Genomic DNA, 20,685 nt, shown 5'->3' on the forward strand with positions numbered 1-20,685 from the left:
GGATGTTGTCATGTATTGATTAGCAGACTTTTAGCCCGCTATAAACTCAGCGTTTTTTTCCGGTGGAACACCCAAATCATATAACACATTACATAAATCAATGTTATCAATATTTCTCGAAGCTGGAATATCAATCTTATGGCTTGCTATTCTATTAGCTCAGTCCGTAAATGCATTTGCAAGATTTATTCCCATATTGATATCTGTGAAAAATCCTGGTATTTTTACATCCAATGCTTGTAATTCTTTCGCAATAATTGGAGCGTTTTTTATTATAATACTTATCTTTCAATTTTTATATCCTTACACCATATTTCTAATTCCATAGGAGGCATAATTATATTACAGGTATATAATTTCAAGCCCTCTTTTTCTACTTCACCGATTTCAATATCATGAAGAAAATATGGTAACTGTTCATATGTAAATGTTTTTATTGGCTTTTCTTTTACATATCCCATGCTATGTTTGAAATCTATTCTATAGCAACCGCTAAATTGAAAATCTACGTCGCCATTTTCATTCTTATAAGTTAGGTATACCTCATCACCAAAATAGTCGCATACTAATTTAGTAACCCATGCATCAAAATAGTGTAACTTTTCAAATTCTGCTTGTATTCCCCTTACGTTCATTTTCGACCTCAATTCTTACTTTTTATATGGAATAAGAGCATCTGTACTTTTAATATCCACTTTACTCCGATTCTCATCATATAAATCTACATAATCATATTTTGTTACTTTATCTGGTAGATCTATTCTCATCTTTTTCTCCTTCACCCAGCCATTTCAGTTGCTATTCCTGGTGCAAAAAATTCTAATCAGGTTAAAGAAAACTCTTCACATTTAATTCGTCCATTATTATTAGATAATAAAATTAAATTCATTAAACAACTTTGATTAAGTAATTATTCTTCTATAAAAAATTATGCTGATTTTTTTTCCAAATCCATACTACTACTTCTTCTCCACTAGAATATATCTTTAGCACTTCCAACCTATTTCTTTTATCTTTTCCCAACAATATCTACAGTTTATAAGGTATTTGAACCCTTTTATTAAACTACCTTATAATACGTTCTACATTATATAAAAATATCTATTACACTAGTTGAATACATGCTAGGGAAACATCCAAACCGAATAAACAATTAATTCAGAAATATTTTTAGAAACTTCATTATCTCACAATTACTTTTTTAAAATAAATCAAAAAATTTTTCTTTACTTTAAATTCCATAGTTCATATAATCTTCTATGGAATTACATTTTTTTCTAAATAGCTCCTCATTTCTAAGTGTTCGAAAGGGCAATTACAAATCATTATACCCTTATGTTTAACCAAGTAAAATAAAAATCCAGTTTTTCACAAGGAGAAGTGACTGCATGCAAGATATTTTAAAACTATTTCCGAGCGTTGACGGAAATGAAGAAAAACAACAACTTTTATTAGAATCTATGCAGAAAATAATTAAAAATCTTGACCGATTAAAAAATGAAGAGCGAGCTACTTTAGGTACATGTGAGGAAAAATCCGAAGGATACTACAATGGCTTAATTCACCAAAGTCATATTCCACTAGCTGGAATCACTATGTCTGAGGTTATAGAAGAGCTAAACCAATTTATGAATGGTCATCCTTATCCAAATAAATATTACTTGTCTAACGCTGTACCACTACCAAGTATACCTTCACTATTAGGTGTAATAACCATGGCCCTTTTAAATGGTAATGGTGTTTGGGATGTATATGGTCCAGGGGCAGCTGAAGCAGAAGTAAAAGTTGTATCCATGCTTTCAAAACTGATTGGTTATAATCCGCATAATAGCGGTGGCTATACAACATGGGGTGGACAAGGATGCGTGTTTTCGAGCTTGCGCTTAGCAATTTCTAAACAATTCCCATCAGCAAAAGAACATGGCGCTCCACAAAATGTATATTGCTTTGCTTCTGAAAATGCACATTATAGTTTATTAAAGTCAGCTGAAGCAACTGGCATCGGGTCAAATCACTTAATAAAAGTAAAAACTGATCCTTATACAAATTCTATGGATATAGAAGATTTAGAGAATAAAATGATACAGGTTATTAAAAATGGCGGTATCCCTCTCTATATTCTAGCTACTATGGGGTCCACAGATACATTTACCATTGATGATATAAAAAAAATTAAAGAGAGCGCTGAAACAATACAGAAAAAATATAAATTAAAGCCTATTTATATCCATGCTGATTCTGCAATGGGCGGATTCTATAGCTTCTTTAACAATTATAATTTTGTAGAAAATCCACTTTCATTTGAACCTAATGTAAAAAATGCCTTACAATACGTACAAGATAAAATGCAATATATGTCTCTTGCAGATAGTGTATGTTTTGATTTTCATAAATTAGGACAAACACCTTATGCCTCAAGTATTTTAATCGTAAAAAGTCATACTGATTTACAACTGATGGACATTGACCAAGATGATACACCTTATCTTGGTAATAGATCATATGGGAGTTATCATACAGGCTATACTTTAGAATGTTCACGAGCTGGTAGTGCTATTCCAATGTATATCAATCTATTAGCCTTTGGAATTGATGGATATCAAAAATTATTAGCAAATTATATTCGTGTAAATCTATTATTCAGAGAGAAGTTGCGTGAAGCTCTACCTCAAGTCGCAATCACAAATGATTTTACATATGGACCAATTACAACTTTCCGTTTCTATATGAATGGAGATGGCCAAGAAAATTGGAAAAAAGAACGAATAGGTCTTGCAACAAAAGAAGAGATTGAGGATACAAACCGATTAAATATAGAACTATTTAATTATCTAGGAAAAAATCGCGATCAAGTATTTTTTGGTGATACAACTCGTTCTTGTGTAGTAGATGTATTAAACAGTAGTGATAGAAATCCGATTTCCACATTAAAATTCTTTTCTATCTCTCCATATACAACTGTTGAATGTTTAGATGAGGTCGTAGCATTTCTTTATGAACATATTTCGATTGCTACTAAACAGATTTATTCATATGTTTAATCACCATTTTTGTTAGCGCTTTAATAGTTAAACTTAACTAAATTAAATAAAATTTTTTAATCCTTTTAATTACTATTAACTATATCAGGAAAGAGGAAAAACATATGAATATAGAGCTACTTGATACACACCACGTGAAAGATGCAGCACACTTACTTGCACATTCCTTTGTGAATAACGAACCTCTTGTAAGCAGTTTACAAATTCCTTTTGCTCCTTTTCACAAAATGTGCGAAGAAATGATGAAACAAGCTGTATCTCAAGCTATGTCATTTGTAGCAATAGAAAATTTTCAAATTGTTGGAGTTCTTTTAACAAAAAAAGTAACTCAGCCACTAATAGATACAGAGAAAGCGATTGAACTATGCCCGCAAATGGAACCTATTTTTCAACTTTTAGATACATTAGAAACAGAATCTATTAATTTTTCTCATTTAGATAAAGAAAAATTGGTCTATCTAGATATGGGCGCTTGTCATCCAGATTGGATGGGAAGTGGTATAGTCACTACCCTTCTTTCACATGCCATTCAAGAAATAAGTAAAAGAGATTATGATTTTATTGCTGCTTGTACAAATAAAATTTCTCAAAAAATCCTAAAAAAACTGTGTACGACCTATGAAATGAATGAAATAGTGTATAGTAATTTTCTTTATAAGGAAGCATACCCATTTGCTAATACAACAACTTCTTTAACAGCTCAATTACTATATATACCTCAATCTCAATTCGTCATTAAAGCCATATAAATTTGTGAAGAAGACTAGCTGTACTTTTGTGCAGCTGCTTTTTTATATAGAGTAAATAAGTAATAGATATTCAGGTTAACATAAGTGAAAATTTTCACATTTTAACTTCTTCGAATTCAATAGTCACTTTCTAAGCATGCCTTAATTCTACGCTGAGCCTATCTAAAGATCCCCTTCTATTTATTTCAACATGCTTTAATTTCATATGCTCCATTATTTCATCTATACAAGTAACTTAGACACTTCTCCCTATTTAATGACTAATCCTTTACTTTTTAAGTAACGATTGATACACACCTTCCCACTCTTAAATACTTTAAAATTTATTACCTAATAACCCCTCAACATTCTCTCTAATTCTTACAATTCTCTTTCATTTTGTTTATCTATTCATTCATCCCCATATCCTATATATCTCCCTACTCTTCCCCAAAAAATCCAATGTAAAATTCATGATAAAAGAAAACAAACGTATCATATGTAGATTATTTAAGGGAAAAAAGTGAGAATTACTGAATTCTCCTTTCTTTTCATCCTTTTTAGAAACTCTTTAAAAGTCTAATTCTATTACATTCCAGCTAGGTAACATATCTACTAATCATTAACAATTTGTATAGCTATATAAAGACTCTACTAATTCATTAAAGGAATCTCCTTCCCCCTATCGAATTATTGTAGAGGAAAGGAGAGGAATACATGGAAATTCTAGGATTAGATCCTCGCGCATTAGCGACTTTAGGTGCACTTGAATACACCAATCGTCGCAATAAAATAATCGAAGACTCGGAGAATAACATATACGAGTGTAAAGAAATAAAAGAAATACTTCAATCACTCCCTAAAGAGAAGCAGATTGAGGTTCTTGAGAATCAAGCTCACTTCGAAGCTGTGGCAAAGATGATTGAACAAAACAATTTAATCCTTTTAGAACAGATGAAAGCTCTACAGCTAATTCAGAAATAAGAAACTTATGATTAATTAATTCTACATATGCTTCCATATATAATGTCTCTTTATCTATACCACCAGCCTCTGTTTTTACAGGGGCTTTTGTTATGCGTTGATTCATATTTTGAATTTGAATGGTTTCTTTCACATGTATGAATAGATCCTCTAATAAACCTGGTGTCGACTCTAATTCTTGTTTTTCAATTTCCTCTGTGACAGCACTTATAAATTCCCATAGTACCTTTGCACCTAGTAGTTCCGCTAATCGTTTTTCACGCATTTCAAATGTTTTCATGTTCATATTTAAACACTTCCCTTATCTAATATTTTTTTAAAAATAATTAATAAATTATTTCGTTTTAGGAAAACAATATAGAAATGAAATTCTCACCCTCAAATTACACGTATCGTGACATTAATCTTCAAAAAAAAGAGTCCAATCAAACTTTAGCACCTTAGCTATATTCTTTGCGACAGCAACACTTGGATTTCTTTCACCAATTTCAATCATTGCATACATACTTCTAGATATTCTTGCCTTATATGCAACATAATCTTGTGTTTTCTCTTTATTTTTACGTTTTTCTAATAACCAAAACCTCATTATTCCCCCTCTTTCTTTGTCACAAAATGTGTAACTAATGATTATATTACATAATTATAAGTATGAAATCAATGTTTTTTACACATTTCGTGTACTTTGTTAAATGTTACAAATTGTGACGTTATAATTGATATAGAAAACACCTAAAAGGAGGTAGCATATGTTTGGCACTAGACTACACACTCTTCGAAAAGAACGCAAACTGCGTCAAGAAGATATGGCAAATCAACTAGGGATTGCTCGAACTACATATGCAATGTATGAACAAGGAAATCGAGAACCTGATTATAATACATTGATAAAATTAGCGACTTTCTTTGAAGTATCAATTGATTACCTCCTCGGTACAACTGAAATGAGACAAGTTACAGACATACAGGATCCTGAGCTTTCTCAATGGTTTGAAGATATAAAAAATGCGACTCCTCAAAAGCGTGAGGAATTAAAGAAGTTTTGGGAGTTTATAATACAAAGAGAAGACTAAATTATTTAAAAAACCGCCACCTTGACAGGGTGGCGGTCAGCCACAACGGGTAGTTATACGCCTTTTGTCTTGTTTTCAATAACGACATAGGAGGCGTTTTTTTATGACATCTAATATGGAACATTATCTCTTATATTTTTCATTCCTACTGCTACTTATGTTATTTCTAAATTAATATGGTCATAATTAAAAAAGAGGGTGCTCGCAGCTCCCTCTTTTTTTAGATAATTAAATATGCTCTCCATGATCCATAAACACTTCAATAGTTTCATTTTGTGATACGTCTTTTACATTAGTAAGACCAAAAGTAAAAACAGCGGATAACATCATCATTAATAAGATTGCTTTTTTCATTTTAGCGCCCTTCTTTCTATACTCTTTTTATCTGCATCTAAAGCGATGTGTAAATACTTGCTAGCTTTTTCGTGATTTTCTGAACCATAGAATATATTACCTAAAAGATAAGCATATTCTTTTACCCAATCATATAATTCTTCTCTTTCAAAATACATAATACCTTCCATGACCACCTTTTCTAATTCTTCTTGTGGTGCATAGTTATGTAATGCTTTTAAAATTTGAAAATGATGACGATAACATAAGTCACTAATCTTATAGCCATTCTCAATATATTCATTAGCATTATGATTGTGACCTAACTTAATATGTTCTCTTGCTAAAAGAAACATCGTTTTAGCGTTGTTTTCTAGTGATTCCTCTAAATGCTTAATTGCTAACTCTGACATGTTTTGACTTGCATATAAAAGTCCTAAATTGTGTTTTACACGTTTAGTAAGACTTTCGTCATTAGATTTTTGAAAAGTACCCAATGCTGAAAGTAAATATTCTTCCGCACTTTCGAAATCACTTAAGCGAGTGTGTGCCATCCCTAAAGTATTCAAACAAGCAGCAGTTTTTAATTCATACCCTGGACTAATTGAAAATACTTCATTTGCCTTCGTAGCAAATTGAACTGCTAGGATTGGTTTCAATATGTGATAGTAATGAACTGCAAGCCAATAATTAAATTCAGCTTTTTCGATTTCATCATGCATGTACTCTAAATACTTTTCAGCTTCTTCAAATTGCATTCTTGCTTCACTATGGTTTGCTGTATTAGTAGCATAAATTGCTTTAAATAAATGATGATAGTACTCTAAAAATGTTTCTGTAGGCTCTTGTAATGGCTCAATTTTATCCAAAATATCTTTTGAACTATCCATATCACGAATTAGCAGATTATACCGTGCATTCAATAAAGCATAGTAGACTAATATTGTTTGGTCTTCCTTAATATTATTGATTTTATCTGCAATCTCTTCTTTTATTTTATTAGACTGTAATACACGTTGTGAAATTATAGCTTGATACCAGTCGTTTAATAATTTTGTGATTTCTTCTTTAGAAATAATTTCAACATTCATATACGCTACCCCCTTTTGTTAAATGTTACCACAACATACTTGTTTATATAAACGATTTTTCGAATATTAAAACTTGATAAACTTTTTTGAACACTTATATTAAACAATGTTAATTTCAGATTTATTGAACTACCCCCACTTTAAATAATTATCTGTTAATCTTACCAATCCAATTAGTACAACAGTTAACATGATACACAGGGAAGATTTAATTGAATAGAAAATATATTTTGAATAACTCCCCTTAAAATTAGTATCAGTATGCCTCATTCCCTCGTCTATCGATTTTAATATCCGTATTTCTTCAAGTACACATATATGATTTGATTTTATACGAAAAACCATGAATTATTAAAAATTTAGTTTCAGATAGAATACGTAGACCATAAGAGTTGGTGTTTCTTAATCCAGAATACATTACTGGGTCTTTTTTTATTAGTACAAGATATAAATCGTCTGTTTGAATTATATAGTTGAGAAGGAATGCTTATAAAGAAGGAGGATCATGATGAAATATCAAACAATATTTCCCTCATTAAAAAAATCGCTTTTTATCTTTATCCTTTCTTTCAGTATGTTAATTTTCACACTCCCTGCCTCTACCTTTGCACAATCCAATAGCAATGCAAACCCTGTTACAAATTACTATGTATCTCCAACAGGAAATGACCTCAATCCTGGTACATTAGATCAACCTTTCGCTACCATTCAAAAAGCTGCTAATGTCGCAAAAGAAGGAAGTACAATCTACATAAGAGGCGGAGTTTATAACCAAAAAGTTCGTGTCGCTCATTCTGGTACCTCAGGAGCACCCATTACTTTTCAAAATTACCAAGATGAAAAAGTCATTCTTGATGGTTCTAAAGTCAAGTTAGAAGATGATGGGTTATTTACAATAGAAGACAAAAACTATATTCAAGTAAAAGGATTAGAATTTCGTAACTTAAAGTCAACGAAAGTTAACGAAACCCCTATTGGTATTTATATCACTGGAACAGGAAGTTACATTGATATTAGAAATAATTATATTCACCACATTGAAGCAAATGTTAAGGATGGAAATGCACACGGTATTGCTGTATACGGTACTTCATCTAGTGCTCAAAATAATTTAAATCATATTGTCATCGATAATAACGAAGTAGCAAATTTGAAGTTAGGACTGAGTGAAGCAATTGCTGTGAATGGAAATGTAGATTCCTTTGAAGTTACCAATAACAAAGTACATGATAACAACAACATCGGAATTGTCCTGATTGGACATGAAGGCGTATCGCCAGTAGCTTCTTTAGATCAGGCACGAAATGGAGTTGTTCGTAATAACATTGTCCATCACAATTCATCCATCAATAATACTAGTTATAACGAATATTCAGCTGATGGTATTTACGTGGATGGTGGAAAGGAAATTATCATTGAGCAAAATCAGAGCTATGAAAACGACCTCGGTATTGAAGTAGCTAGCGAACATGCGGGGAAAAGTGCAAGTCAAATTACAGTTAGAGATAATACAATATCTAACAATACTATGGGTGGCATTGCAATTGGTGGATATGACAGTCAGCAAGGATACGCTCAAAATAACACGATTACCAACAATTTGATTTATAAAAATGACACAAAAGATCAAGAGAGTGGTCAAATTGAATTAAATTACGATCTTCGTAACAATGTGATTACCAATAACGAAATCTATGCAAGTAATAGTCGTATTTTTATTAGCAATAATTTTAATAAAAACACAGGAAACAAACTTGATTACAATCATTACTATGGTGAATTCGATCAAAATAATGGCTTATGGCAATGGAAAAGAAAAACGTATAAAGGATTTTCTTCTTATCAAGCAGGTATGAACCAAGAAGGAAATGAACAACATAGTGTATTTAGCAAATTGTCTCCTTCATTCAAACTTATTTTAAAATGAAGCAAATTTACTAAAATGACTTTGTCTTAGCACACTTCAAATCCCCTCCCCTATAATGGCAAGGAAGAATTAAAAATTGCAGTTTCAATTGAAACTGCAATTTTTCCATGCTTATAAAAAACCTGTATTTATTCTTTAAGTACATAGGTGTATCTATAATTATATTAGTAAGCTGCGGCTAATTTCTCTTAATATTAAGTACTAATACCTCCGCAGAAAATAATCTATTATTAATTCAGAAATAAGTATATTAAAAATATGAACCTTATTTTTAGTATTTCTTTTTATATTTAATAGCTCCTTCTCCAATATGAATAAGCAACTTTTATTATCCCTAAAGAAATAAAGAAATATAAGAGGATATTCACAAATTGTTCTGCTGTAATATACTGAAGTATGTTAAGGAAAAATAATATAAATATTCCCAGATAAAGAGTATTATATAAAAAATTAGTAGTTTTATACTGAATTTCTAAACCTCTCTCATCTCTTGCCTCTGGGCTTTTTTGAAATTTAAACATATATAATTCACTTAAGCATGATAAAACTATAATAATAATTACAGCATACTTTATAAATTCCATTTGTTTATTCCTCCTTAAATTCAAAAACTTCCTCTAATGGTTTTCCAAAAGCTTGGGCTATTTTAAATGCAAGAATTAAAGAGGGATTATATTTATTCCTTTCCATAGAAGCGATAGTCTGTCTACTAGCACCTACTCTCTCTCCTAAATCTTGCTGTGTCCAACCTTTTTCGGCACGACAAACAACTATCCGGTTGTTTAACAACTACCTCCACCTCCCATATATATTTTATCCTATTTTTAACATTTTGCATATAATTTTTAACATATTGTGTATTATTTTTCACATTTTGTTAAAAATATAATATAAGGAACATTGAATATTTGCAAGAAGTTGTCTCTTCAAACGACTAGTACTCTAGGAAATTGCAGCTAAAGAAATTGCTGTTTCTTTTATTTCTCTAAAAATTTAATCGCTTTGCGATACTTCTCCAATCGTTTTAGGTCTTTATCTGTTATCCTAGCAAGTCGTGAGAGGTCAGAATTATGTTTTAAATCTGCAAGTTTGACTGTACGGGCAAGAGAATTTTCTTTCACTTTGCTCAGATACTCAAAATAAGGTGTGTATTTCTCTTTTGTCAGTACCTGCACTGCCTCAACTACGTTATGAGGTATACCAGCATTTAATAAATCAGCAGCTATTATCTCAGTATCTTCCAGAACATCATGCAAATAAGCAGTAGCCTTCTCTTCGGTCGTATTTACAAAGCTAGCAACTGCCTCAGGGTGTTTAATATAATCCATACCTGCTTTATCTACTTGTCCAGCATGGGCTTTTTTGGCTATCTCATAAGCTATCTTTATATAATCAGGTAACATCACAAAATCTCCCTTTCTTTAAATAAAATCTCCCCCTCTAGCAAGCTGTTCTAAAAGTGAAGGAGGAAAATATTGATATAATCCCTTAGCAAATCATTGAAGTTTATCTTGGAACAAAAAATTCATAAAAAATGCCATACTCTCTGTATATTTCTACAAAAAGAATAGCGTTTTTGGGTTATACGGATAGAATTTTATTTTAATTTGAATTACGCCCTTTTCCCTTACGGGTATTTACTATATTAATGAAGAAAATTAGTCCACAGACAAGAAATAAAAAAGGGTGCACCCATGTTCTAAAATTACCAAGACTTATAATAAGCATTATAATGCAAAGGATACAACCTATAATATCAATGCTAAAAGATAACTTCCCCTTTATTGTTTTCATTTTTAACTATTCCCTTCCAGATGCCACCTTTAATTTATAATTCTTAATATAATAATAACATACGTTTTGAATTTTAACTTTTTTTACATTTAATCACTTTTTTTGTTCTGGTACAACAAATCCTGTTATTGTGTGCACCCAGGTAGCAAGATAGCAATTACCGATGAAATTAAAAGTAAATCTGAACAGGTTGAAGAATCCATTACAAAAAAGCTAACGAAGCAAAAATAAACAACATATAGATTTGAATTATATTTCTCAACAACCAAAATTACTTAATGTGGTAAAAAATAATCAGGTTGGCACCCAATACCATATTACGATGGTTCCAGTCGCAGGAAGGCACCTTTGGGTGTCTTTTCTTTTGTTTGAAACATATTCTGGCAAAATACCTGTATCTTTGTTCATTTACGACTCACATAAAACAACAAACTTCGTATATATAATTTGTTACCCTAAATGGGTTGAAAATACGAACAGTTATAGGAGGATTTTGTGAATGGTAAAAACAGCTTGTGTAAGTATTATTACTGGAATTCTTTTAATATGTTCAACAGGATGTGCCAATCAAACTGATTCTATTATAGCTAAAACTCAATCAATAGATGATGGCACATATACAACAAAAGAGATCACAGACGCATTTCCTGTAGGAACACCCATAACTACTTACATTCAAAAAGAAGAAAAACTGAACGTAAAACATCTCACCAATATTTCACTTACAGATGGTGGCGTCGGTAGAATTCTGGAAGCAACAGATGGTTTTGTTGTCGTATGTGGGAATGAAAAAGGAGTTTTTGATGTGTTAATATTTAAAACCATGGAAGATGTAAAGAAATATGAACAGAGTTTAAAGCGATAATTAATATTCTTCTTATATCTTTTACACAGACATTGTCCTCTTGCTCTTGCTATGGCTTTTTCTAAGTACAGTATAATTGCGTCATGAATACACACACGTTATAATAGTCACCTAATTACATATGAAGAGGTGCAGAAAATGAATAAAACAGAATTAACAAAAGTAGTAGCAGAAAAAGCTGAACTTACACAAAAAGATGCTGCAACAGCAACACAAGCGTTATTAGATACAATAACAAATGCGTTAGCAAATGGAGAGAAAGTACAGATTCTTGGTTTTGGTACATTTGAAGTACGTGAAAGATCTGCACGTACAGGACGTAACCCACAAACAGGTGAAGAAATGCAAATCGCAGCTTCAAAAGCACCTGCTTTTAAAGCTGGAAAAGAATTAAAAGAGGCAGTGAAATAATTTTACATATTGAAAAGATCTTGATATGAATATTAAGATCTTTTCAATATCCTTTTTGTTTTATCATTTTAGCCAAGAAGACTCCTTCCTCAAGGAGCGTGAAGGGTCACAGTCCAGTGAGTAGGTGGGAGATGAATTGGCTTCGAACAAGGGATGGCAGGAAGCCACCTTAATTGTTCGACATATAGAAAGTATTACTCCACTACCTACCGAACGCATGTTCGTTTTATAATAGTCATATACCAAAATGGAGGTGAATCAAATAATGATGAATAAAGCCTATAAGTTTCGTATCTATCCAAATCAAGCACAAGCAATTCTAATCAACAAAACGATTGGGTGTTCTCGCTTTGTATTCAATCATTTCCTATCCTTATGGGATCACGCATACAAAGAGACAGGAAAAGGCTTGACCTATGGTACATGCTCTGCCAAACTACCTGCCATGAAGAAAGAGCTGGTTTGGCTAAAAGAAGTGGATAGTATTGCGATTCAGTCGTCTGTTCGCAACCTTGCAGATGCGTATACACGCTTTTTCAAAAAACAAAACAGCGCACCGCGCTTTAAATCTAAGAAGAACAACGTACAATCTTATACCACAAAACAAACAAATGAAAACATTGCCGTTATAGGGAACAAAATAAAGTTGCCGAAACTAGGCCTCGTTCGATTTGCCAAAAGTCGCGAAGTAGAGGGGCGTATTGTAAATGCTACAGTTAGACGGAACTCTTCAGGTAGATATTTTGTGTCACTATTAGTTGAAACAGAAGTACAAGAACTTCCGAAAACACATTCTTACATTGGAATAGATGTAGGACTAAAAGATTTCGCTATTTTGTCAGATGGAACACACTATGAAAATCCGAAGTTTTTCCGATCATTAGAAGATAAGTTGGCGAAAGCACAGCGTGTTCTTTCTAGAAGAATGAAAGGATCTTCTCGCTGGAATAAACAACGAGTAAAGGTAGCTAGAATTTATGAATACATATCAAATGCTAGAAAAGATTACTTGGACAAAATTTCAACTGAAATCATCAAAAACCACGATGTTATCGGTATAGAGGATTTGCAAGTATCGAATATGTTAAAGAATCATAAGTTAGCAAAAGCAATTAGTGAGGTATCTTGGTCGCAATTTCGATCAATTTTAGAATATAAAGCAAAATGGTATGGCAAACAAGTCATTGTCGTATCGAAAACATTTGCTTCCAGCCAACTATGTTCTTGTTGTGGATATCAAAATAAAGACGTTAAAAATCTAAACCTACGTGAATGGGACTGTCCTTCTTGTCGTACACACCATGATAGGGATATTAACGCAAGTATCAATCTAAAGAATGAAGCGATAAGGCTTCTAACCGCAAGGACTGCGGGGTTAGCCTAATCAATTAGAGTTCGATAGAACTCTTTACTTAGGAATCCCTCACTTCTAAACGAAGTGAAAGTGGGGGTAGTTCAATCTAAGGACACATCTTGCAAAGTCTATATAAAATAGATCCCAAAAAGAATGTAACCAACTTGTGTTATGATGAACATTTTAAGTTCGAAACCAGTGAGCTTTCTTTCCCTTTTTATTTTTCGAAAATATAGAAGCATTATATATTCTCTTTATTTATATACAGCTAGTTTTTGTAAAAGTTGTTCTTTTATAACCGGCCATTCGCTTGCAATAATACTATATACAACTGCATCCCGTACATAACCATTTGGCAATTGTCTTTCGTTTCGCAATACACCTTCTTTTACAGCACCTAGCCTTTCAATTGCGCTTTGTGCTTTTTCATTTCGTAAATCCGTTTTTATTTGCACACGTAACATGTGTAACTCTTCAAAAGCATATTGCAATAACATATACTTACACTCAGTATTTATACTTGTACGATGTACACTTGGATGATACCACGTTTGCCCAAGTTCAACCGTTTTGTTATCATTTGAAATACTGTACAAACGTGTACTGCCTACAATTTCATTCGTTTTCTGATCTACAACAACAAATGGTAAATCAGTTTCCCCTTCAAAACCTTTTATTGCTACTTGAACATACTGCTCCATATCTTGATGGCTATCCATTTCAGTTGTTAAATACTTCCATATACCTTCATTTCCTTCTACTATGGTAAATAAGCTTTCGATATCATTTACATGCATTAATCGTAACATGGCTCTATCATTTACTAATTCCATAAACTATTCCCCTTTTCAATAGATGCTCCAATAGTTGGCATTTCATAATCATTTCTTCAAATGGTTATGAAATTGGATATAAATCAGATTATTTGCTACAAATTTAAAATCATTAAACATTTCCTTTCACTTCTTATTATAAGTTTCACGTAATTGTATCTATTTTAAAAGGTCCGCCATATATATATTCTCTTTAACTAGTGGTATGGTTTAACACACAATTAGTTATACATATAAAAAAGGTTTCCTGCCTTGTAACAGAAAACCTTTTATGTATTATTAACCTACAAACCTAAAATTTCAACAATCTGACGTGCCTTAGCATTATCTATAAAATAATGCATCTCTATCCCTCTTCTTTCTGAGCGGAGTACGGTTCCCCTCAATTTTGATAAATGTTGTGAAACAGTGGATTGTGGGAGTCTCAATATCTCTGTTAACTGTGTAACATTGCAGACTTTATGTTGCATTAATTCATTTACAATTTGTAATCGAACAGGATGTGCCATTACTTTTAATACATCTACATCGTCTTCTTGGATTTCAGCTAGATTTCTTTCAGATATTAATGTTATCATTTCGCATTCTCTTTTATTATTAATTTCTATTTTCCTTTTATTCTTATAATTAATACTTATAGCTGATTACCATTTGTCCTGTTGAGAAAATATATTCTCTTTTTAAAACAAACAGGACACTAATTCATTAAAACGTTTTTACTGCTTTAATGAATTGGTGCCCTCTAATTTTTTGACCCAATATATCTTATTTTAAAGGATATTTTCGATTCCTTTTTCTCACATCTAGTGAAAATTTTGTATTTTCTTTAAAATCCATATTAAGAATATTCTTCAAATCCTGAAAGCATAAGTTTGCGGCAAACTTATGCTTTCTATCACATTCCATACCAATCAAGATAGTTAACACTATTAATGTAGTACTAACTATCTTAATTAAATATTAGTAATAGTAAGTCTAAATATTATCAATTCACTTTATATTACATGTATGTAAAAATAATAACATGATAAGCTTTTTCAAATTTTTCTCCTTGTAAAGATTTGAAAATAGCATTTCATTACTCTCCTTACTGTTAATATGCCTAGAAAAAGAACCCCATAGGGTTCTTTTTCTGTTCATTCCCTAAAGTCCCATATTAATAAAAAAAGAAGAGGGATATATCCTCTCTTCACCAATAAAATCGAACATCTTTACACTTAAGGAAGGGCATACATTCATCAAGAGATGAAATGAACAATAATAGTTCACCTAGTGAATTATAACATAAAACCAATTCCATTAATAGATAATATTAACATTTATGGAATAATTGTGACAGAATTGTTAAGTATCTTAATATTAAAAGGCTTTATATGTATGTAAATTGAAAATGGATAGTGTAAGGATAAAATATAAGGGGGATATATCATGTTTAACAAAAAACAAACATTCGTAACAACGGTAACAGCTTTAACACTAGGATGTGGATTTACATTCGGATTAACACCGGCCTTTGCAGATTCTAACAAGATTTCCGCCAACAATATTCCTGTTCATTCTATTCAGAACCAAGAACAAGAACCTTTTACTGGATATGTCATTTCAGTAGAGAACAATTATTTAGTAGTTGCAGCTACGCCTACAAAAGATGAAGCTCTTGCTTATCAACATGATTGGTGGGATCTAGTTTCTCAAAATAAGATTTTAAGAGTTCCTGTTTCAGATGATGAAAACTACACATTAGGTGAGAAATTAAATGTATATGCAGCTGCATGGACTAAATCCCTACCACCAATAGCTGTTATGCCTACAATTGAAAAAGTATTTCAGTAGGTAATATTTCCAATAATTTAGCTATCCCATATAAAAAGGAGTCAAATAGCGACTCCTTTTTATATTCTTTTTTTACCTTTCCCTAGATTCCTTACCTTCTCATACCCCTAATATTTAATAACATGCCTCTTTCTCACTAGCTAATACAATTTTCATCTTAGGAATTATTCATCGTATTATTTATTTGAATCCTTATTATAGTTTTAAAAATATCCATTATAAAAACGTATCCCTACCTACATTCACCTATACAAATTTAAGAAATAAATAATTTAAAAAGAAAAATACTACAACAAAGAATGTCCATTTGTTTCTTTTTGTTGGTTTCCAGCATGTTGTATGTAAAAAAATAAAGCACTACCTGTCATTGTAATTAAAAAGATTTGATAATAATCAACCATCTATAATACCCCCCTCCATACAAAAATAAGAAGTCTCTTTTTAAGAGACTTCTTATTTCTAATACAAACGACATACATAGGGTAAATATACACAATATTATCAGGATGGTGTGCTTTGTTACTCCTTTAGCATAACACACAATATCTCATTTTTGTTCAATAATCCCAATTCATAAAACTTTATCAACATTAAAATATTTCATTTAAAGTAAACGAACAAAAATAAACTCAACAAAATATTCACTTATAAAACCAACGTATATAAAAAAAACAGCTACAATTCCATTCATAGTTTTAAAAATTTGTCCTCCTCTTCTTCTAAGAATATTCTAAATCTCAGATAGATTATCTTATAGCGCCACCTTATGTATGCAGAATTACATATCAAACCATATTGAAAGTCATTCTCATTGTAACTATAATGGTTTCAAGAAGTGGTATTTTCACTTCCTTTTCAAATCTCAACATATATTAAAGGAGGAACTGGCATTATGAAAAAAGTTATTTTAGCAGGGGCACTAGGAATTGCAGTACTATCAGGTATGAATTTACCAGGAGTAGAGGCACCAAAAGCGAGTGCGGCAACTACGAATTTAGAAATTCAAGAAGTTACAAAATATTACTCTATGAATTCCTATGAAGTTTCTCAAAAAGAATCATTTAATCTTAGTAAAGGGGAAGAACTTACAGTCTTTGTACAAAATTCCGGGTTCCCAATTTCTTATACAGTCTTTGATGCAGATAATCAAGTAATTGGCACATACAATGCTAATTCACCATATGGTCGCGTATTCAAAGCACAAAAAGACGGTAATATTTCTGTTCAATTTCAAGCAGGAGTAAATTCTTCTTACATGAAGAAAATGAATTTCACAGCTAAATTTGCGGTTTCTAAACTTAACCAACAATAAAAAATGTAACGATCCTCTTTAAAAGCAAATTAAAAAGGTATATCCCTTCAATGGGATATACCTTTAACTTTAGTGAATTTTATATTGACCAGATAACTGCTCTTGCGCCATACGAACTAAACGTTTCGTAATCTCTCCACCTACTGAACCATTTGCTCGTGATGTTGAATCTGGTCCAAGTGTAACGCCAAACTCCTGAGCAATTTCATACTTCATTTGCTCAATTGCACTTGCTGCAGCTGCTATTAAGATTTCGTTTGAATTATTATTTTCGCGAATTTGCATTTTTTAAACACCTCCGTTGAATTTGGTAATATCATGCTCTATTTCCAACAAAATATGCAAAAAAATTATTCGTTTAGCTATTTTTCATATATACCTAAGCTTTCATCTCTGATGTGGGAATAAATAAAGGTATAGGTCATACTCTATACCTACACCTTCTTCTATCCTACTTACTTTTGAATTCCCCTATTAACCCCTGTAACTCTTGCGAGAGCCAATTCAAAGAATTTGCTAACTCTGCAATATCTTGTACATATAGTTCTTGCTCTTTCATACTTGTCTCCACATTACTACTGCTATTCACATATGTATTTACAATGTGTGATAATTCATTTACAAACTGAACAATTGTTTGATTATCTTTTAGAATGTCACTTGAATTATTCGAATTCGCTTTAATTTGATTTGTAACAGATTGTGCAGATTCTGAAATCTTTTCAAAGAAAGCACCACTACTTTGAACAAGTGTTATTCCTGATTCAACTTCCTTTGAACTCTTCTGTATGGATTTTACAGCTCTTTCTGCTTCAGCCTGGGTTTCACCAATTAATTTAGCTATATCCCTTGCAGATGCCTCGGTTCTTTCCGCTAATATACGTACCTCGTCCGCAACACCTGAAAATTCTTCTCCCATCTCTCCAGCACATGAGGATTCAGTAGAAGCATTTAAAGCTAATGAATTTGTTTGATTTGAAATGGTTGTAATTACAGTAAGAATTTCATGAGTTTCCTTAGATCGTACTTCTAATGCATAAATACTAGAAGATACATCCTGAACTGTATCTTTGATTCTTTTCATTTGATTCACGATTTGCTTAATCAAATCTTTTCCCTCTACAGAATGCTGGTCCATGTCTTCCAAAGCATTGCCAACTTGTTTTGCAGCTCCTTTAATTTCTTTCATCTTACTTTCCATTTCTTGAACAATCCCTAAACATTTTTGCACTACATATTCATGAGAATGTGCTCCTAAATTTAATCCTGTAATAGCACTTGCAATTTCTTTAAAGGCTATGCTATTCTCTTTTGTACTTACCGATAATTCCTGTGAAAATGTCGAAACCTGCTCAGCAGTCTGCCTTACTTTATCTATAATACTATTGAACTTTTTAATAGTATTATTAAAATAGGTATTAGTTATCCCTATATCATCAGATTTTTCATTCAATTTAATACTTAAATCCCCTTCACCAACTTTACGTAACCCTTCTTGTAAATCCTTTAAAGGCGATAGAGAGTTTCGTGAGATAAATATTTGAATTGTAATTGCGATTGTTAATGAAATTATAATAAATAGTAAACCTTGTATCATAAATTGTTTCTTTGTAAGAGGAATAATAGAAGCATCCAAATCCGCTGCAACAATTGCAATTATATTTTTATTTTCATCTGTAACTGGCTCTAAAATTGTTACCCAGAACCCTAATTCATCTTCATACACTTCTGTCATTTGTGCCTGTTTTGTTTGCATTACTTTATCATATGTTTTCATCCAATAAGTAGGCTGCTCATAGTATTCACCTGGTTTTACAGAAACAGTATTTGCTAATTGTGTATCCAAAGCTACTATTTGTAATTCAGCTTTATCATTTAGCTTGGCTCCTGTAACATATGTTTGCCCAACACTTTTCATATCTTTTATAGCTTTATCTAATTGCTCTGTCAATTTTTCTTTCTTCACTCTTTGTGCTGTGGGGTCTTTTGCTACATCTTTTACTATTTCTAGATCTAATTGATTTAATACCGCATCACCTGTTTCAAAAGACTGCCTCTCAAATATAGACATCATACTACTTTGAAACATATTAAAACTTAACGCTCCCATACTTCCAACAAGGGTCAGAATTACTAATACCGTTAGTAATACATTTTTTTGAAGCAACGATAGCTTATGCCAATATTTTTTCATTAACATCACCTTTCTTAATTTCTGGAATAAAGCTAAAGCAAGTAGTAATACCTTTTAAAAAACTTTTTTCTTTTATCTTGATTGTTTCACTATATTCATAGCAATATTTAAGGACTCCAAACGTTTATGTACGTATAACCAAAAACATGCAATTGTTATAAGCATTAAAATACAGCTAATTTTTAGCTCTCCCTTATATAACAATACTAAAGATATGATAGCCATCACATCTATAAATAATAATGCTAAAGTTTTTATATTTCCTCTCCTTAATACAATAACACTTTATAGAATTTAATATTAAGCGGTACAATATTTCTGTAATTATTGGATCTTCTGCTTATATTGTTTAATCATTTCACTTCTTTATCATTGCAAATTTTTCGTTTTTCACTTTATACGAGAAAATAAGTACAATCTACTTCTATTAACAGCTATAATTCTTTTACTCCACCACAATTTTAAACTTCATACCGTCATTTAATTCCCTTAACTTCCTCCCCTATGCAAGAAACCGCTCCTCAGTTATCATAGGGCTATATATTGAACACTCGCACCCTTTATATGTCCAGCTGTTTCTGGAAATATATCCGATGGAAGATATGAAGCCTCTGGTGCTCCATTCTTTCCACTTCTACTTATATTTTTTAAATTGATGACATCAAAGTTGTAGCCTACCAGAACAACTATAATAATTAATAGACTACTAAACATGATTTTTAATTTCATATTTATCGCCTTAAAAATTTCACACTAGATTCGTTACTATTTATTTTAATGTGTTTATCGGTGAGGAATGGAGACTGGTCTTATTTAATGTTTTTCGAAATTAAAAAAGAGACCTATTTATTGGTATTATCCCCTATAGGTAGACAGTAAAAAAAGAGTCCATCTGATATGATGGACTCAATA

22 protein-coding genes and 2 pseudogenes are annotated in these 20,685 nt (G+C 31.7%); 10 read left to right on the top strand and 14 right to left on the bottom strand.

The window, feature by feature from the left end; genetic code table 11:
• Nucleotides 1–69 precede the first annotated feature (69 nt).
• Together B9A45_RS33135 and B9A45_RS30950 are read right to left on the bottom strand one after the other, a co-directional pair.
• Nucleotides 70–270: pseudogene (locus B9A45_RS33135) on the bottom strand (hypothetical protein); the annotation flags it as partial.
• An 11-nt stretch (nt 271–281) separates the two neighbouring features.
• A complete protein-coding gene (locus tag B9A45_RS30950; RefSeq protein ID WP_084065896.1) occupies nt 282–635 on the bottom strand; it encodes a hypothetical protein in 354 nt (117 codons plus the stop codon).
• Nucleotides 636–773: 138 nt separating this feature from the next.
• Here B9A45_RS30950 and B9A45_RS33320 point away from each other — a divergent pair.
• From B9A45_RS33320 to B9A45_RS30960, 3 genes and pseudogenes are all read left to right on the top strand, one after another.
• Nucleotides 774–902, top strand: a pseudogene (locus tag B9A45_RS33320) (aldo/keto reductase); the annotation flags it as partial.
• Nucleotides 903–1,388: 486 nt separating this feature from the next.
• A complete protein-coding gene (locus tag B9A45_RS30955; RefSeq protein ID WP_084065897.1) occupies nt 1,389–3,041 on the top strand; it encodes a pyridoxal phosphate-dependent decarboxylase family protein in 1,653 nt (550 codons plus the stop codon).
• 104 nt (nt 3,042–3,145) lie between these two features.
• Nucleotides 3,146–3,790 carry a GNAT family N-acetyltransferase gene (locus B9A45_RS30960; protein WP_084065898.1) on the top strand — a complete coding sequence of 215 codons (645 nt, stop codon included), beginning with the start codon at nt 3,146–3,148 and terminating at the stop codon, nt 3,788–3,790.
• A gap of 838 nt (nt 3,791–4,628) precedes the next feature.
• Here B9A45_RS30960 and B9A45_RS30970 read toward each other — a convergent pair.
• Nucleotides 4,629–5,039, bottom strand: coding sequence for a hypothetical protein (locus B9A45_RS30970; RefSeq protein ID WP_084065899.1), 411 nt, complete (start codon nt 5,037–5,039; stop codon nt 4,629–4,631).
• A 114-nt stretch (nt 5,040–5,153) separates the two neighbouring features.
• A complete protein-coding gene (locus B9A45_RS30975; protein ID WP_084065900.1) occupies nt 5,154–5,342 on the bottom strand; it encodes a helix-turn-helix transcriptional regulator in 189 nt (62 codons plus the stop codon).
• A 160-nt stretch (nt 5,343–5,502) separates the two neighbouring features.
• Between B9A45_RS30975 and B9A45_RS30980 the strand changes: the two genes are divergently transcribed.
• Entirely contained in the window at nt 5,503–5,826 is a 324-nt protein-coding gene (locus B9A45_RS30980) for a helix-turn-helix domain-containing protein (protein ID WP_084065901.1), read from the top strand.
• Nucleotides 5,827–6,054: 228 nt separating this feature from the next.
• Here B9A45_RS30980 and B9A45_RS30985 read toward each other — a convergent pair whose 3' ends face one another.
• Nucleotides 6,055–6,180, bottom strand: coding sequence for a hypothetical protein (locus tag B9A45_RS30985; RefSeq protein WP_000709205.1), 126 nt, complete (start codon nt 6,178–6,180; stop codon nt 6,055–6,057).
• Entirely contained in the window at nt 6,177–7,250 is a 1,074-nt protein-coding gene (locus B9A45_RS30990) for a Rap family tetratricopeptide repeat protein (RefSeq protein WP_084065902.1), read from the bottom strand. Before B9A45_RS30990 ends, B9A45_RS30985 begins: the two co-directional genes overlap by 4 nt.
• Nucleotides 7,251–7,758: 508 nt before the next feature.
• Between B9A45_RS30990 and B9A45_RS30995 the strand changes: the two genes are divergently transcribed.
• Nucleotides 7,759–9,177: a right-handed parallel beta-helix repeat-containing protein gene (locus tag B9A45_RS30995; RefSeq protein ID WP_084065903.1), complete on the top strand. Its 1,419-nt coding sequence runs from the start codon at nt 7,759–7,761 to the stop codon at nt 9,175–9,177.
• Between the two features lie 290 nt (nt 9,178–9,467).
• On the opposite strand, the gene B9A45_RS31000 is transcribed toward B9A45_RS30995, so the two are convergent.
• From B9A45_RS31000 to B9A45_RS31010, 3 genes are all read right to left on the bottom strand, one after another.
• The gene (locus tag B9A45_RS31000) at nt 9,468–9,761 is read right to left on the bottom strand and encodes a hypothetical protein (protein ID WP_084065904.1); all 294 of its coding nucleotides are present in this window, start codon (nt 9,759–9,761) and stop codon (nt 9,468–9,470) included.
• Between the two features lie 4 nt (nt 9,762–9,765).
• Nucleotides 9,766–9,966 carry a helix-turn-helix transcriptional regulator gene (locus tag B9A45_RS31005; RefSeq protein ID WP_000933886.1) on the bottom strand — a complete coding sequence of 67 codons (201 nt, stop codon included), beginning with the start codon at nt 9,964–9,966 and terminating at the stop codon, nt 9,766–9,768.
• A gap of 188 nt (nt 9,967–10,154) precedes the next feature.
• A complete protein-coding gene (locus B9A45_RS31010) occupies nt 10,155–10,580 on the bottom strand; it encodes an HD domain-containing protein (protein WP_084065905.1) in 426 nt (141 codons plus the stop codon).
• An 890-nt stretch (nt 10,581–11,470) separates the two neighbouring features.
• Here B9A45_RS31010 and B9A45_RS31020 point away from each other — a divergent pair.
• The 3 genes from B9A45_RS31020 to tnpB all read left to right on the top strand — a co-directional run bounded on the left by B9A45_RS31020 (nt 11,471) and on the right by tnpB (nt 13,631).
• Complete coding sequence (locus tag B9A45_RS31020) at nt 11,471–11,836, top strand: hypothetical protein (RefSeq protein WP_084065907.1); 366 nt, start codon at nt 11,471–11,473, stop codon at nt 11,834–11,836.
• Between the two features lie 138 nt (nt 11,837–11,974).
• Nucleotides 11,975–12,247 (top strand): HU family DNA-binding protein, encoded by a 273-nt coding sequence (locus tag B9A45_RS31025; RefSeq protein WP_061655541.1) that lies wholly within the window; start codon nt 11,975–11,977, stop codon nt 12,245–12,247.
• A gap of 265 nt (nt 12,248–12,512) precedes the next feature.
• Nucleotides 12,513–13,631, top strand: coding sequence for an IS200/IS605 family element RNA-guided endonuclease TnpB (tnpB, locus tag B9A45_RS31030; RefSeq protein WP_084065908.1), 1,119 nt, complete (start codon nt 12,513–12,515; stop codon nt 13,629–13,631).
• 224 nt (nt 13,632–13,855) lie between these two features.
• Here the strand turns inward: tnpB and B9A45_RS31035 are convergent, their stop codons facing one another.
• Together B9A45_RS31035 and B9A45_RS31040 are read right to left on the bottom strand one after the other, a co-directional pair.
• Entirely contained in the window at nt 13,856–14,434 is a 579-nt protein-coding gene (locus B9A45_RS31035) for a GNAT family N-acetyltransferase (RefSeq protein WP_084065909.1), read from the bottom strand.
• Between the two features lie 284 nt (nt 14,435–14,718).
• The gene (locus B9A45_RS31040) at nt 14,719–15,012 is read right to left on the bottom strand and encodes an ArsR/SmtB family transcription factor (protein WP_017657775.1); all 294 of its coding nucleotides are present in this window, start codon (nt 15,010–15,012) and stop codon (nt 14,719–14,721) included.
• 850 nt (nt 15,013–15,862) lie between these two features.
• Between B9A45_RS31040 and B9A45_RS31045 the strand changes: the two genes are divergently transcribed.
• Together B9A45_RS31045 and B9A45_RS31050 are read left to right on the top strand one after the other, a co-directional pair.
• The gene (locus tag B9A45_RS31045) at nt 15,863–16,267 is read left to right on the top strand and encodes a DUF3221 domain-containing protein (RefSeq protein WP_000482313.1); all 405 of its coding nucleotides are present in this window, start codon (nt 15,863–15,865) and stop codon (nt 16,265–16,267) included.
• A gap of 892 nt (nt 16,268–17,159) precedes the next feature.
• Nucleotides 17,160–17,579 carry a hypothetical protein gene (locus B9A45_RS31050; protein ID WP_084065910.1) on the top strand — a complete coding sequence of 140 codons (420 nt, stop codon included), beginning with the start codon at nt 17,160–17,162 and terminating at the stop codon, nt 17,577–17,579.
• A 69-nt stretch (nt 17,580–17,648) separates the two neighbouring features.
• On the opposite strand, the gene B9A45_RS31055 is transcribed toward B9A45_RS31050, so the two are convergent.
• The 3 genes from B9A45_RS31055 to B9A45_RS31065 all read right to left on the bottom strand — a co-directional run bounded on the left by B9A45_RS31055 (nt 17,649) and on the right by B9A45_RS31065 (nt 20,502).
• Nucleotides 17,649–17,864: an alpha/beta-type small acid-soluble spore protein gene (locus tag B9A45_RS31055; RefSeq protein ID WP_001167049.1), complete on the bottom strand. Its 216-nt coding sequence runs from the start codon at nt 17,862–17,864 to the stop codon at nt 17,649–17,651.
• 166 nt (nt 17,865–18,030) lie between these two features.
• Nucleotides 18,031–19,773 (bottom strand): methyl-accepting chemotaxis protein, encoded by a 1,743-nt coding sequence (locus tag B9A45_RS31060; protein ID WP_084065911.1) that lies wholly within the window; start codon nt 19,771–19,773, stop codon nt 18,031–18,033.
• A gap of 528 nt (nt 19,774–20,301) precedes the next feature.
• Nucleotides 20,302–20,502: a hypothetical protein gene (locus B9A45_RS31065; protein WP_256891739.1), complete on the bottom strand. Its 201-nt coding sequence runs from the start codon at nt 20,500–20,502 to the stop codon at nt 20,302–20,304.
• Between the last annotated feature and the right edge of the window lie 183 nt (nt 20,503–20,685).

The sequence above is a fragment of the Bacillus sp. JKS001846 genome (assembly GCF_900176455.1).
GTDB lineage: Bacteria > Bacillota > Bacilli > Bacillales > Bacillaceae_G > Bacillus_A > Bacillus_A cereus.

Coding starts and splice junctions, on each gene's coding strand:
- B9A45_RS30950 (WP_084065896.1), bottom strand. CDS start 635: ATGAACGTAAGGGGAATACAAGCAGAATTTGAAAAGTTACACTATTTT.
- B9A45_RS30955 (WP_084065897.1), top strand. CDS start 1,389: ATGCAAGATATTTTAAAACTATTTCCGAGCGTTGACGGAAATGAAGAA.
- B9A45_RS30960 (WP_084065898.1), top strand. CDS start 3,146: ATGAATATAGAGCTACTTGATACACACCACGTGAAAGATGCAGCACAC.
- B9A45_RS30970 (WP_084065899.1), bottom strand. CDS start 5,039: ATGAACATGAAAACATTTGAAATGCGTGAAAAACGATTAGCGGAACTA.
- B9A45_RS30975 (WP_084065900.1), bottom strand. CDS start 5,342: ATGAGGTTTTGGTTATTAGAAAAACGTAAAAATAAAGAGAAAACACAA.
- B9A45_RS30980 (WP_084065901.1), top strand. CDS start 5,503: ATGTTTGGCACTAGACTACACACTCTTCGAAAAGAACGCAAACTGCGT.
- B9A45_RS30985 (WP_000709205.1), bottom strand. CDS start 6,180: ATGAAAAAAGCAATCTTATTAATGATGATGTTATCCGCTGTTTTTACT.
- B9A45_RS30990 (WP_084065902.1), bottom strand. CDS start 7,250: ATGAATGTTGAAATTATTTCTAAAGAAGAAATCACAAAATTATTAAAC.
- B9A45_RS30995 (WP_084065903.1), top strand. CDS start 7,759: ATGAAATATCAAACAATATTTCCCTCATTAAAAAAATCGCTTTTTATC.
- B9A45_RS31000 (WP_084065904.1), bottom strand. CDS start 9,761: ATGGAATTTATAAAGTATGCTGTAATTATTATTATAGTTTTATCATGC.
- B9A45_RS31010 (WP_084065905.1), bottom strand. CDS start 10,580: ATGTTACCTGATTATATAAAGATAGCTTATGAGATAGCCAAAAAAGCC.
- B9A45_RS31020 (WP_084065907.1), top strand. CDS start 11,471: ATGGTAAAAACAGCTTGTGTAAGTATTATTACTGGAATTCTTTTAATA.
- B9A45_RS31025 (WP_061655541.1), top strand. CDS start 11,975: ATGAATAAAACAGAATTAACAAAAGTAGTAGCAGAAAAAGCTGAACTT.
- tnpB (WP_084065908.1), top strand. CDS start 12,513: ATGATGAATAAAGCCTATAAGTTTCGTATCTATCCAAATCAAGCACAA.
- B9A45_RS31035 (WP_084065909.1), bottom strand. CDS start 14,434: ATGGAATTAGTAAATGATAGAGCCATGTTACGATTAATGCATGTAAAT.
- B9A45_RS31040 (WP_017657775.1), bottom strand. CDS start 15,012: ATGATAACATTAATATCTGAAAGAAATCTAGCTGAAATCCAAGAAGAC.
- B9A45_RS31045 (WP_000482313.1), top strand. CDS start 15,863: ATGTTTAACAAAAAACAAACATTCGTAACAACGGTAACAGCTTTAACA.
- B9A45_RS31050 (WP_084065910.1), top strand. CDS start 17,160: ATGAAAAAAGTTATTTTAGCAGGGGCACTAGGAATTGCAGTACTATCA.
- B9A45_RS31055 (WP_001167049.1), bottom strand. CDS start 17,864: ATGCAAATTCGCGAAAATAATAATTCAAACGAAATCTTAATAGCAGCT.
- B9A45_RS31060 (WP_084065911.1), bottom strand. CDS start 19,773: ATGAAAAAATATTGGCATAAGCTATCGTTGCTTCAAAAAAATGTATTA.
- B9A45_RS31065 (WP_256891739.1), bottom strand. CDS start 20,502: ATGAAATTAAAAATCATGTTTAGTAGTCTATTAATTATTATAGTTGTT.